The sequence below is a fragment of the Flagellimonas maritima genome (assembly GCF_003269425.1).
Taxonomy (GTDB): domain Bacteria; phylum Bacteroidota; class Bacteroidia; order Flavobacteriales; family Flavobacteriaceae; genus Flagellimonas; species Flagellimonas maritima.
The window spans coordinates 2,757,626-2,772,535 of the sequence record NZ_CP030104.1 but is presented as its reverse complement, the minus strand read 5'-3'; the positions used below and the strand labels follow the sequence as shown (position 1 = coordinate 2,772,535).

Annotated in this window: 4 protein-coding genes; all 4 read right to left on the bottom strand. The window is 48.2% G+C overall.

Features of this window, described 5'->3' with window-relative positions:
- Positions 1-9: 9 nt before the first annotated feature.
- The 4 genes from HME9304_RS12230 to HME9304_RS12215 all read right to left on the bottom strand — a co-directional run bounded on the left by HME9304_RS12230 (position 10) and on the right by HME9304_RS12215 (position 14,133).
- Positions 10-8,130 carry an HYR domain-containing protein gene (locus HME9304_RS12230; RefSeq protein ID WP_112378863.1) on the bottom strand — a complete coding sequence of 2,707 codons (8,121 nt, stop codon included), beginning with the start codon at positions 8,128-8,130 and terminating at the stop codon, positions 10-12.
- Between the two features lie 280 nt (positions 8,131-8,410).
- Positions 8,411-10,369: an OmpA family protein gene (locus HME9304_RS12225; protein WP_112378862.1), complete on the bottom strand. Its 1,959-nt coding sequence runs from the start codon at positions 10,367-10,369 to the stop codon at positions 8,411-8,413.
- Positions 10,370-10,381: 12 nt separating this feature from the next.
- On the bottom strand, positions 10,382-11,332 hold the full coding sequence (locus HME9304_RS12220) for a PorP/SprF family type IX secretion system membrane protein (RefSeq protein ID WP_112378861.1): 951 nt from the start codon (positions 11,330-11,332) through the stop codon (positions 10,382-10,384).
- A 14-nt stretch (positions 11,333-11,346) separates the two neighbouring features.
- The gene (locus HME9304_RS12215; RefSeq protein ID WP_112379812.1) at positions 11,347-14,133 is read right to left on the bottom strand and encodes a gliding motility-associated C-terminal domain-containing protein; all 2,787 of its coding nucleotides are present in this window, start codon (positions 14,131-14,133) and stop codon (positions 11,347-11,349) included.
- Positions 14,134-14,910 lie beyond the last annotated feature (777 nt).

The following is a 14,910-nucleotide window of genomic DNA, read 5'->3' as shown; positions in this document are numbered from 1 at the left end:
TGATTTCTTTTATCGGTTGATATATAAATAACCCGAGAGTTCTTTCATATTTCCGGTTAAATCCTCATACTCCAAAATATAAAAGTATGTCCCTACCGGAAGCTTGTTGTCCTTGTTGAGTGTAACCCTTCCTTTGGATGTGCCGTCAAAGACGTTTCCAGTTGTGTTGTATGATTTGGTTGCGTAGACCTCCACACCCCACCTATTAAAAATTTTGACCGTATTGTTTGGATAGTTTTCTATGTTTTGAATGGTCAAGAAATCGTGTATACCATCACCATTGGGAGTAATAACATTGATTACATCAACTTCTTCTTCGTCTGCTGTATTTGGTCTTATATCCGGGTCTAGATAATTTGGCAAACCATCTCCATTAGAGTCATCGTTTGCATAATTTCCATCCAGATTCAAATCCTCATCTATAGTTTCAATGCCATCATCATCATCATCAGAATCCCTGTAATTAGGAACACCATCAAAATCCGTATCCAATAAATCAGAACCGGGACTGCTAATCTCATCATTAACATCTATATCTATAACTGTGCTACCTTCGTAACCATCATCAAGTCCGTCATTATCCTTATCAGAACCGATCAATTCAACATCAGGTATACCATCTTGATTAAAATCATTTCCTTCGATACTATCAGGAACACCATCCTCATCACTGTCGTCATCAACATAATCCGGGATGCCATCTCCTTCAGAATCTTCTGGTATCAATCCTAGATTTCCGCTATTTTCATATGCATCATCCAAACCATTATTATTAATATCGATTGAACTGGGGGCAATGTAACCAGTAGTAGTTTGAGCTTCTATATTATCTGGGATGCCGTCATTATCACTATCAATATCAAGATAATCAGGTATTCCGTCACTATCAGTATCGGTAGGATCAGTGGTTGGGTCATTATCACCATCAGAATTTAAATCTTCAAAACTGTCTATAATTCCGTCATCATCACTATCAATATTAACTGGAGTTGAATCATTATCCAAAATTGTACCTATGGCTGTATCTGAAATATCCCCTACCGTACCAAAATCTACGGTGCCTAACCTTATTGTAAAATCCTCATCCACTTCATCAATTGTATCATCAATTGTTGGTACAATAACATTTGCCGATATATCTCCTGCCGGAATAATTACCTGAACGTTTGTATTTATATAATCTGAAGATTCTGCGGTTCCATCCATGAAGGTAAATGTCAACGTTAAATCCTCATCACATTTAGCCTGACTGAGTGTTATTGGAAAACTAATGTTCTCACCTTCTATTGCCGAAGCATCCCCAATTATTATATCTGGATTCACAGCCTGGACAATGATTGTTTGGTCAACATTGACGCCGTTGCCGGCCTCGTCCGTAATGCTATAGGTCCTCGTAATCGTTTCCGGATTGAAATTCCCATCACTGACATCGCCCACATGGGCCATTACAATATTTGACAATGGGCTGCAGTTGTCCGTTACCCCGGTCAGGGCAGCTATATCGACTGCTGGAATATTTGCAGAACATTCCACCGTAACGTCAGGTGGTGCACTGCCCGTGGGGGCCGTCGTATCGTCCACCGTTATCGCCTGTTCGACGTTAATGCTGTTGCCCGCGGCGTCCGTCACGCTATAGGTCCTCGTGATAATGCCCGGGTTGCTGCCCGCCAGTGCGCTGTCCCCCACAAAGGCCACCGTCACCGTGCCGCAGTTGTCCGAACCGTCGGTGACCACCGTGGTGTCCGCCGCGGGAACGTCCCCGGTGCACTCCACAGTGATGCCCGAAGGGTCGCTGGCCGTGGGGGCCTCGTTGTCCTCTATCGTCACATCAAAACTACAGGTGGCCGTAAGTCCCGATGAATCGGTCACTTCAAAGGTATTCGTCGTGGTCCCTATCGGGAACACCGAACCGGGGGCCAGTCCCGCTATCTGCACCGTGACCGCTCCCGGGGCGTTATCGGTGCCCACAGGTGCCGTATACGCGACTACTGCTTGACATGCTCCCGCATCCGTATCCTGCACTATATCAGGGGGACAGTCGATCACGGGTGCTTCACTGTCCACTACCGTCACATCAAAACTACAGGTGACCGTATTGCCCGCACCGTCCGTTACCTCAAAGGTATTCGTCGTGGTCCCCGTCGGGAACGCTGATCCCGAAGCCAGTCCCGCTATCTGGACCGTAGTGGCCGTGCCACAGTTATCGGTGCCTACAGGTGCAGTATACGCAACTACTGCCGTGGACAGTCCCGGATCTACGTTCCGGGCAATGTCCGATGGGCAAACAATTGCCGGGTCCGTCGTATCGTCCACCGTTATCGCCTGTTCGACGTTGGTGACGTTGCCGGCCTCGTCCGTTATGCTGTACGTTCTCGTTATGGTCTCAGGGTTGCTGTTCCCATCACTGACATCGCCCACATGGGCCATTACAATATTTGACAATGGGCTGCAGTTGTCCGTTACCCCGGTCAGGGCAGCTATATCGACTGCTGGGATATTTGCAGAACATTCCACCGTAACGTCAGGTGGTGCACTGCCCGTGGGGTCCGTCGTATCGTCCACCGTTATCGCCTGTTCGACGTTAATGCTGTTGCCCGCGGCGTCCGTCACGCTATAGGTCCTCGTGATAATGCCCGGGTTGCTGCCCGCCAGTGCGCTGTCCCCCACAAAGGCCACCGTCACCGTGCCGCAGTTGTCCGAACCGTCGGTGACCACCGTGGTGTCCGCCGCGGGGACGTCCCCGGTGCACTCCACAGTGATGCCCGAAGGGTCGCTGGCCGTGGGGGCCTCGTTGTCCTCTATCGTCACATCAAAACTACAGGTGGCCGTAAGTCCCGATGAATCGGTCACTTCAAAGGTATTCGTCGTGGTCCCTATCGGGAACACCGAACCGGGGGCCAGTCCCGCTATCTGCACCGTGACCGCTCCCGGGGCGTTATCGGTGCCCACAGGTGCCGTATACGCGACTACTGCTTGACATGCTCCCGCATCCGTATCCTGCACCATATCAGGGGGACAGTCGATCACGGGTGCTTCACTGTCCACTACCGTCACATCAAAACTACAGGTGATCGTATTGCCCGCACCGTCCGTTACCTCAAAGGTATTCGTCGTGGTCCCTGTCGGGAACGCTGATCCTGGGGCCAGTCCCGCTATCTGGACCGTAGTGGCCGTGCCACAGTTGTCGGTGCCTACAGGTGCCGTATACGCGACTACTGCCGTGGACAGTCCCGGATCTACGTTCCGGGCAATGTCCGATGGGCAAACGATTGCCGGGTCCGTCGTATCGTCCACCGTTATCGCCTGTTCGACGTTAATGCCGTTGCCGGCCTCGTCCGTTATGCTGTACGTTCTCGTTATGGTCTCAGGGTTGCTGTTCCCATCACTGACATCGCCCACATGGGCCATTACAATATTTGACAACGGGCTGCAGTTGTCCGTTACCCCGGTCAGGGCAGCTATATCGACTGCTGGGATATTTGCAGAACATTCCACCGTAACGTCAGGTGGTGCACTGCCCGTGGGGTCCGTCGTATCGTCCACCGTTATCGCCTGTTCGACGTTGGTGACGTTTCCCGCGGCGTCCGTCACGCTATAGGTCCTCGTGATAATGCCCGGGTTGCTGCCCGCCAGTGCGCTGTCCCCCACAAAGGCCACCGTCACCGTGCCGCAGTTGTCCGAACCGTCGGTGACCACCGTGGTGTCCGCCGCGGGGACGTCCCCGGTGCACTCCACAGTGATGCCCGAAGGGTCGCTGGCCGTGGGGGCCTCGTTGTCCTCTATCGTCACGTCAAAACTACAGGTGGCCGTAAGTCCCGATGAATCGGTCACTTCAAAGGTATTCGTCGTGGTCCCTATCGGGAACACCGAACCGGGGGCCAGTCCCGCTATCTGCACCGTGACCGCTCCCGGGGCGTTATCGGTGCCTACAGGTGCCGTATACGCGACTGCTGCTTGACATGCTCCCGCATCCGTATCCTGCACCATATCAGGGGGACAGTCGATCACGGGTGCTTCACTGTCCACTACCGTCACATCAAAACTACAGGTGATCGTATTGCCCGCACCGTCCGTTACCTCAAAGGTATTCGTCGTGGTCCCTGTTGGGAACGCTGATCCCGAAGCCAGTCCCGCTATCTGGACCGTAGTGGCCGTGCCACAGTTGTCGGTGCCTACAGGTGCCGTATACGCAACTACTGCCGTGGACAGTCCCGGATCTACGTTCCGGGCGATGTCCGATGGACAAACGATTGCCGGGTCCGTCGTATCGTCCACCGTTATCGCCTGTTCGACGTTAATGCCGTTGCCGGCCTCGTCCGTAATGCTGTACGTTCTCGTTATGGTCTCAGGGTTGCTGTTCCCATCACTGACATCGCCCACATGGGCCATTACAATATTTGACAATGGGCTGCAGTTGTCCGTTACCCCGGTCAGGGCAGCTATATCGACTGCTGGGATATTTGCAGAACATTCCACCGTAACGTCAGGTGGTGCACTGCCCGTAGGGGCCTCGTTGTCCTCTATCGTCACGTCAAAACTACAGGTGGCCGTAAGCCCCGATGAATCGGTCACTTCAAAGGTATTCGTCGTGGTCCCTATCGGGAACACCGAACCGGGGGCCAGTCCCGCTATCTGCACCGTGACCGCTCCCGGGGCGTTATCGGTGCCTACAGGTGCCGTATACGCGACTACTGCTTGACATGCTCCCGCATCCGTATCCTGCACTATATCAGGGGGACAGTCGATCACGGGTGCTTCACTGTCCACTACCGTCACATCAAAACTACAGGTGATCGTATTGCCCGCACCGTCCGTTACCTCAAAGGTATTCGTCGTGGTCCCTGTTGGGAACGCTGATCCGGAGGCCAGTCCCGCTATCTGGAACGTAGTGGCCGTGCCACAGTTGTCGGTGCCTACAGGTGCCGTATACGCGACTACTGCCGTGGACAGTCCCGGATCTACGTTCCGGGCAATGTCCGATGGACAAACAATTGTCGGGTCCGTCGTATCGTCCACCGTTATCGCCTGTTCGACATTGGTGACGTTGCCCGCGGCGTCCGTTATGCTATAGGTCCTCGTGATAATGCCCGGGTTGCTGCCCGCCAGTGCGCTGTCCCCCACAAAGGCCACCGTCACCGTGCCGCAGTTGTCCGAACCGTCGGTGACCACCGTGGTGTCCGCCGCGGGGACGTCCCCGGTGCACTCCACAGTGATGCCCGAAGGGTCGCTCGCAGTGGGGGCCTCGTTGTCCGATACCGTTATGTCAAAACTATATGTACCCGTATTACCAAAAGCATCTGTTACTTCAAAGGTATTCGTCGTCGTTCCTATTGGAAATGACCCTCCCGTTGTAAATCCTGTGTTTTGAACGACTTGAAACGAGGCTGCTGGACATGCCCCTGAACCAGAAGTATCCGCTATCTTCAATCCAGGAATTACTAAATCATCAATACGACCTCTATCTGTTGCATTACTGTTGGTATCAAAATCAATTCTAATTCTATAATTTCCTGTTATAGAAATATCTACAGCTTCTGATTGTATACTATTATTACTGTATACTTCTGTGAAAACTACGGTGGCAACATCTGCCTCATCAACCAAAGAAACTGTTATACGATTATTATTACGTGCTCTATCAATTCTATGCAAAAAAGTAAGTTGTCCTGTGCCATTCAAATATACCAGTGGACTAATCAAAGTTCTGGATGAACCCGAAATAAGATTACTGGTACGCATACTGGTAGTACCTGATAATGGATTGTTTCCCGAAACTGTAGTGCCAATAAACTGGTAACATACGTTTATCAAATCATTCCTGCTAGGAACTTCAAAATTTTCAATGACGGGGAAAGTGCCATCTCCCATAAAACAGTTGTCAGTTACTGTTGGTAATGTATAATTGACTACTGCTTCGCAACTACCGGAATCTGTTGAGACTGATATATCCGAAGGACCAGTCAAAACTGGGTCTTCATTATCTGTTACTGTTATGGTAAAACTACAGGTTGTAGAATTTCCAGCGTTATCAGTAGCAGTATATGTCACGGTCGTAATACCTGGAAAAAAATTATCTCCCGGGCTGTAGTTATTATCTGTGAGCGTTACGGTTCCACAATTATCAGACGCTACGGGTAACGTCCAATTGGCTACTGCTCCGCATGTCCCACTATCAACATTTACTATTATATTCGAAGGGCAACCTATAATAACAGGATCAGTGTTATCGTCCACCGTGATGGTCTGGGTTACATTGGTGCTGTTGCCAGCTTCATCTGTTACACTATAAGTTCTTATGATTGTCTCTGGTGATGTGGCACCGTCGCTCACATCATTTACATGCGCTACAACAATATTGGCAGCTATACTACAATTGTCCGCTTCGTCAGTAATGTCATTTATATTTACAGGTGGGATATCTGAATTACATTCCACAGCAATATTTGACAAGTTACTTGCAGTTGGGCTGGTAGTATCATTAACAGTTATTATTTGCGTAACGTTGGTGCTGTTCCCCGCACCGTCCGTTATGCTGTAGGTTCTAGTTATGGTCTCAGGATTGCTGTTCCCATCGCTAGAATCACTTACAAAAACCACTGTAGGACTGGCACTGCAGTTGTCGGCCTCGTCCGTGACCACTGTAACATCAGCAGTAGGGACGTCCCCGATGCAGTCAACAGTGATTGGAGTGGGATTACTTGCTGTAGGTGGTTCATTATCTATGTTTAGCATTGTGACGGCTGTAACATTGATTACTGGATCTCCCGTCATGCCTCCATATTCCACTACGTATCCTTGTGGTCGGTATGCTCCGCCTCCCCCCTGATTTCGTAAATCATTCCAAGAACCTGGGCCTCCTGGGCTTCTCACTACCGAATTTGCTGTTATATGCGCATAATCCTCATTACCTGATTGATTTGGTTCACCTCCATTCCAATAAGCAAAGTTAAATGGTGGTGTTGTGCTACCTGATGCATTACCACTCCAGAAAGGTGTACCTGCTTCTGGTCCTGTAACCCAACGCCAGTCTCCTTCAACAGCTGCATCACTTGCTCCAATCCATCCTACGCCTTGGGCCTGAGATCCTGAAAAATCTGCTTCTTCTTGTGATGTCAATGTTGCTAAATATCCCTGTAGTCCATAATAGGTACGTAGTGCTGCTGCATCACGTGCCTCCGTCCATCTAATGCCTACATCAGATATATACTCATAATAATGGCCAGTTGATGGTAAAAAATTTGTATCTCCTACTGTAATAGAAAAATCTCTACTTCCTGAAGGGTTCATTCCACTGGTTGAATATTGAACTGCACTGACAGCTGTCTCAAAGGCCGACAAAGTTGCTGGTCCTGTTAAGGTCAGTTTTCCTTCTGAGACGCTCCATGATGCCGTAATACTTGGATGGGAGCCTGTCAACGTCAGAAGGTCTTCTCCATTAACATAACCTGAAGATATCTGTACCGATACTTCATCGGCGGTAGTATCATCTGAGTCGGTTATGCTAATAGTCTCTACAACTGAAATTGGTATGCCAGGGCAAAATTCTTGGTTTCCCGTCGCGGTAATTGAAGGCGGATCATTAGTTGATACACCAGAACCTTCCTCAACTAAGATGTTATCTATTTCATAAAATTCATCCCCGCCAGTATTATAGAACGTTATTCTTAACTCCAATGTATTACCTGACAGACTATTAATATTATATGAAGATTGAATAGGGTCTGATGAAACACCTGATGCCTCCTCTACTTCAACATAACTTCCGCCGTCTATACGATATTCTATTCTAAAGATGTCTTGGTTCGCATCCAATGAGCCTCCTGAATTCGCATCTAAACTAATCGAGAAAAGTGCGAAACCTGATACATTTATAGTATTTGTAGTCCAATATGCTGTAGTATTTCTAGTTTGTTGACCTCTCAATACTTGTGAACCTCCTGAAGCTTGAACATTTATATCTGTGTCGTTTGTTGACCATGTAGCTGTACTGGTTCCAGTACCATTACCTGTTTGGGTTCCATTGGTATAACTTTCAAAATCTTCTGACCATATTGTAGTTTGTCCTGAGACTATAAAAGATCCTAGAAATAAAATGAGAAGAAATACATTTTTCTTATTGAGGTTTTCCATGTATTAGGGCAAATTTGAAAATAGACGTCCTGACTCAACGTCTTCTAAAACTCAATAAAAATATGTTGGATAGTTTGGGAGACCCAAAAAATGTTGTCTATGACAGGGTTTGGCCTAGTGAAGTCAGGAAATAATGCTGTGTGTTTTCCTGTTTTATTTAAAAATTGTTAAAAAAAGGGTAGTTTATCGATCAGGTCTATAAAATAGAATTGTTCAAGAGAATCCAGATTATTCTAACCGTTATGATATTTATAATCCTTCTTAAAAAAGAATTTTAAAGTTATTCAAAGATGATGAATTCCGATCTTCGGTTCAACTGATGTTTGTCTCTGGAACACGGTATACCATTGGCACAATCATTGACCAATCTTGTTTCCCCATATCCTTCTCCTTGCAATCTTTCTTTTGCTATACCTTTGGAAATCATATAAGCAACGGTAGATTCAGCTCTTTTTTGTGACAACCATAAATTGTAAGCATCATTTCCCCTGCTATCCGTATGGGAGTTTACTTTTATTTTTAGGCTGGGGTATTTTTCCATTGCAACGATGACTTTCTGGATTTCTATTTCTGCATCTGGACGGATGTTATATTTATTCAAATCAAAATAAATAGTGCTCAATTGAAGTAGCTTGGCCAAATCGTCGCCAAAACCACCAGTTACTATATCACGTTCTAAATAAAAATCCACAATTCTAGGCTTTCCATACGACTTGTTGAGATACTCTTCCGCTGGCACATAACCATCCCTTGATGCTCTTACAAAGTTTCCTTTGGCACAATCCAATCCCAGAACATAGTTTCCTTTTGAATCGGTTATCGTAGAAGATACTTCATTGTTTTCTTCATCGATAACCTTTACCGTAGCACCCACTAAGACTTCATTGGATATTCGATCTCTTACCGTGCCGGTGACATCTTGTAAGCAATCCAAAACCAAAGGTTCTTTTTCCAAAAATCCGTATATGTCATCTTCTCCTAGACCATCTATTCGATTGGATGAAAAATAGCCTGTTTTGGACTCACTATCCATGATAAAAGCAAAATCGTCGTATTTTCCATTCACGGGCTTACCCACATTGACGATTGGTTCGTCATAATTCCCAAATGCTATTTTAGTGGCAAATATATCTAATCCCCCCAGACCTTGATGGCCATCCGATGAAAAGTAAAGAATGCCATCTTTTGTAATGAAAGGGAAAGTTTCGCGTGCTTGTGTATTTATATTATTTCCTAAATTTATCATAGGTCCATAAGTTCCGTCACCTATTATTTCTGTCATAAATATATCAGACTCACCTCTAGTTTCGGGCATATCCGATACAAAGTAAAGTCTTTTTTCGTCTGGACTCAATATAGGGTGTGCAATGGAATACGAATCGCTATTAAAAGGTAATTCAAGAATATTTGTCCACTCTCCATCTATTAATTCAGCACTGTATATTTTTAAGCGAATGACTCCATTTTGATCTTTATATTTTTTCCCATCCAAGAAGTTATTTCTGGTAAAAAACATTTTGGTGCCATCTTTAGATACTACAGAAGTTGATTCATGAAGTCTTGTATTTATATCGCCTTCCAACTTAATGACGGTATTCATCGATGCACTGTCCACATCTACTTTGTACAAATCCAAAAAATCCTTAGAATTCCATGTATGTCTATATCTAGCTAAATTCCCCGTATCCCTGTCAGATGAGAATATGAGTCCTTTTTTATAAAAGGATGCGGCAAAATCTGAATATTTGCTATTGTATTTAAAGGGTTTAATATCGTATCTTCCAGAATTCTCCTCTATTTTGGCCAAATAATCCTCATCAGAAGTTTGTATGCCCTCTTCGTTTGATGTCATGCTTTTAAATTTTGACATCATTTCCGATGATTTATCATAATCACCCAATGTTTTTAAACTTTGAGCATATCTGAAATAATAGTCTGGCTCAGTCTTTTTTGGATAAGTCTCAATAAGGTTTTTGTAGATGTTGGCAGCTTCTATGTATTCTGCATTGAAATAGTAGGAGTTTCCTAAACGCTTCAATAAATCCATGGATACAAATCCCTTATCAAGAACCTTTTTATATATATCTATAGCTGGACTGAATGAATATTGCTCATATCTTTCATCGGCTTTTGCTTTTACCTTTGCCTGTTGTTTGTCCTCTATTTCTTCTTGACCGATTGCATTATCGATAGTGCATCCTAAAAAAACGATAAGAAGTACAAGTAATCTTTTTGGCATTTTAAATCGGGATTAAAAGAATCTAGGTGATACTGTTCTTTGAAATGCTTTTAACAACTCTAATCTCAAGAAAATCTCAAAAGAGCCGTCATTGAATTGTGTTCCGCCCAACTCTGTTGTTTCTCTATCATATGCGAGACCTATCATTATCTGGTCTGTTACTTGAAATCCTGCCAATGCGCTTATCGCGGCATCAAATCTGTATGCTGCGCCAAAACTAAACTTTTCTGCATATAGAAAGCTTGCTGAGAGATCTACTTGTAACGGTGCTCCCCCAACTGCTTTTGTTAATAGCGCAGGTTTAAATTTTAAATCTGCATTCAAATCGAATACGTAGCCTGTGATCAAATAGAAATTTATACGTTCTGTTGCAAGAAAACTAACGGATTCCGGGTCATTATCCCCATTGTCAAAATATTCTGTTTCCAAAATATTCGGTGCGGATACTCCAGCATAAAACTTATCTGAATGATAGTATATTCCCAGACCAAAATTGGGAGAAAACTGATTATCAATATTATCTTGGTTTACAACTTCTTGGTCAAAATTTCGCAGACCATTAAAATCCAGATTCAGCATACTCCCTCCTGCCTTTAATCCGAAGGAGAGTTTAGCATCCAAAGAAACATCTATTGTATATGATAATACTGCATCAAAATATGTTTCTTGAACAACGCCGTCACCTATATTGTCGTTTACTACTGAAACTCCGTAACCCAACCTACTATTTCGAATAGGTGAATGCAGGTTAATGGTAAAAGTTTCTGGAGCACCGTCCAAACCTACCCATTGGGACCGGTAAAGCCCAGCAAAACTCAGTTGACCTCTTGAGCCCGCGTAAGCTGGATTTACACTCAATGTGTTGAACATATACTGCGTATACTGTGCATCTTGTTGGGCCGTAAGACTCTGAAATACAATTCCAATAAATAAAAACGGAACTAAAAAATGTTTTTTGACCATTTTACTTTAATATGTTATCTACTTATGTATATGTATTCGGAATCCGTGAAGTTTCCTTCGTCCGTTTCATAGTCAAATATATAAAAATATACGCCGGCGGGAAGATAATCGTTCACGCTCAAAGTAGATCTACCCCTTGAACGGCCATCAAAAACGTTTGTTACATTATCGTAGTCATTCCCTTCATAAACCGCTACACCCCAGCGATTGAAAATTCTCAGTGTACTGGATTTAATAAACCTAACTCCTCTTATAAAAAGGAAATCATTTTTTAAATCACCGTTGGGCGTAAGCATTTGATTAATCACCACTTCTTCATCTTCAACCGGTGGCTTAGGATCATCTATGGGGTCGAGGTAGTCGGGCGTGCCGTCGCCGTCCGTATCGTCGTTGGTCGGGTCCCCGTCGCCGTCCGCGTCCTCGTCGGGCGTGTCGATGCCGTCGCCGTCATCGTCAAAATCGCGGTAGTTCACGTCCTCCGTCCCGTCCGTGTCGGGAAGGTCACTGGCGGGGTCGTCGATCTCGTCGTTCACATCGTAGCCGTCGTCCACATCGCTCCCCTCGTAGCCGTCGTCCAGGCCGTCGTTGTCCGTGTCGGTGCCGGTGGACGCCTGGTCGGGGACGCCGTCGAAGTCGAAGTCGTTGCCCTCGTTGTTGTCCATCACCAGGTCGTTGTCGCTGTCGTCGTCAAGATAGTCCGGCTCGTCCGTGCCGTCCGTGTTCTCGGGCACAAGGCCGCCGATATAGGCGCTGTTCACGCCCTGGTTGGCAGCGTACGTAGCCGCATCGTCATCGTTCGGCGGAACGTAACCGTTCGTGGGCTGTGCCTCGACATTGTCCGGGATGCCGTCGTCGTCGCTGTCTATGTCCAGGTGGTCCGGGCGGCCGTCGCCGTCACTGTCCAGAGCGTCCGTCAAGGGGTCGTTGTCGTTATCGAGGTTCGGGTCCTCCGTTGTATCGAGTATGCCGTCGTTGTCGTCGTCAAGGTCCACCATATCGGGCACGCCGTCACCGTCCGTGTCCGTTCCGTCGCCATCGGGGTCGAGGTAGTCGGGCGTGCCGTCGCCGTCCGTATCGTCGTTGGTCGGGTCCCCGTCGCCGTCCGCGTCCTCGTCGGGCGTGTCGATGCCGTCGCCGTCATCGTCAAAATCGCGGTAGTTCACGTCCTCCGTCCCGTCCGTGTCGGGAAGGTCGTTCGCGGGGTCGTCGATCTCGTCGTTCACATCGTAGCCGTCGTCCACGTCGCTCCCCTCGTAGCCGTCGTCCAGGCCGTCGTTGTCCGTGTCGGTGCCGGTGTACGCCTGGTCGGGAACGCCGTCGAAGTCGAAGTCGTTGCCCTCGTTGTTGTCCATCACCAGGTCGTTGTCGCTGTCGTCGTCAAGATAGTCCGGCTCGTCCCCCCCGTCCGTGTTCTCGGGCACAAGGCCGCCGATGTAGGCGCTGTTCACGCCCTGGTTGGCAGCGTACGTAGCCGCATCGTCATCGTTCGGCGGAACGTAACCGTTCGTGGGCTGTGCCTCGACGTTGTCCGGGATGCCGTCATCGTCGCTGTCTATGTCCAGGTGGTCCGGGCCGCCGTCGCCGTCACTGTCAAGCGGGTCCGTCAAGGGGTCGTTGTCGTTATCGAGGTTCGGGTCCTCCGTTGTATCGAGTATGCCGTCGTTGTCGTCGTCAAGGTCCACCATATCGGGCACGCCGTCACCGTCCGTGTCCGTACCGTCGCCATCGGGGTCGAGGTAGTCGGGCGTGCCGTCGCCGTCCGTATCGTCGTTGGTCGGGTCCCCGTCGCCGTCCGCGTCCTCGTCGGGCGTGTCGATGCCGTCGCCGTCATCGTCAAAATCGCGGTAGTTCACGTCCTCCGTCCCGTCCGTGTCGGGAAGGTCACTGGCGGGGTCGTCGATCTCGTCGTTCACATCGTAGCCGTCGTCCACATCGCTCCCCTCGTAGCCGTCGTCCAGGCCGTCGTTGTCCGTGTCGGTGCCGGTGGACGCCTGGTCGGGGACGCCGTCGAAGTCGAAGTCGTTGCCCTCGTTGTTGTCCATCACCAGGTCGTTGTCGCTGTCGTCGTCAAGATAGTCCGGCTCGTCCGTGCCGTCCGTGTTCTCGGGCACAAGGCCGCCGATATAGGCGCTGTTCACGCCCTGGTTGGCAGCGTACGTAGCCGCATCGTCATCGTTCGGCGGAACGTAACCGTTCGTGGGCTGTGCCTCGACATTGTCCGGGATGCCGTCGTCGTCGCTGTCTATGTCCAGGTGGTCCGGGCGGCCGTCGCCGTCACTGTCCAGAGCGTCCGTCAAGGGGTCGTTGTCGTTATCGAGGTTCGGGTCCTCCGTTGTATCGAGTATGCCGTCGTTGTCGTCGTCAAGGTCCACCATATCGGGCACGCCGTCACCGTCCGTGTCCGTTCCGTCGCCATCGGGGTCGAGGTAGTCGGGCGTGCCGTCGCCGTCCGTATCGTCGTTGGTCGGGTCCCCGTCGCCGTCCGCGTCCTCGTCGGGCGTGTCGATGCCGTCGCCGTCATCGTCAAAATCGCGGTAGTTCACGTCCTCCGTCCCGTCCGTGTCGGGAAGGTCGTTCGCGGGGTCGTCGATCTCGTCGTTCACATCGTAGCCGTCGTCCACGTCGCTCCCCTCGTAGCCGTCGTCCAGGCCGTCGTTGTCCGTGTCGGTGCCGGTGTACGCCTGGTCGGGAACGCCGTCGAAGTCGAAGTCGTTGCCCTCGTTGTTGTCCATCACCAGGTCGTTGTCGCTGTCGTCGTCAAGATAGTCCGGCTCGTCCCCCCCGTCCGTGTTCTCGGGCATTATTCCTTCATCACCGCTACCTTCGTAAGCATTATCCAATCCATCCTTATCATCATCATTTCCGCTTGGAGGAATATACCCAGCAGTAGACTGTCCTTCAACATTATCAGGTATACCATCGTCATCACTATCGATATCCCTGAAATTAGGTAATGGGTCGTTATCACTATTAATAGGAGTGACTCCTTCCCCACCGCCTGGGTGTGACTCATAATGATCATCCAAACCATTTTGGTCTTTATCTTTTCCGCAAGGTTCTTGAAAATGATTAGGATCTTGCGCTTCAATATTATCAATGATTCCATCATTGTCAGAATCTATATCACGAAAGTCTGGGTGATGGTCACCATCAGTATCCAAAGGAGTTATGCCTTCTCCGCCACCAGGACAACTTTCATAATGGTCGTCCAAACCGTTGCCATCAGAATCAATTCCGCACGGAGCTTGGTAGTCGTTCGATGTTTGTGATTCAACGTTGTCCAAAATACCGTCATCATCAGAATCTATATCCAAATAGTCCGGAATATTGTCTCCATCTGTATCTATTGGCAATAATCCATCACAACTGCCCGGGGTCTCTTCATAGGCATCATCCAATCCATTTTGATCGATATCCTTTCCCGATGGTGGTATATAACCAGATGTTGTCTGTGCTTCAATATTATCGATGATTCCGTCATCATCGGAATCGATATCCAAATAATCAGGCACACCATCACCATCAGTATCGGTTGGATCGGTCCAATAGCAATTATCCCCATCTTCATTGCTATCTTC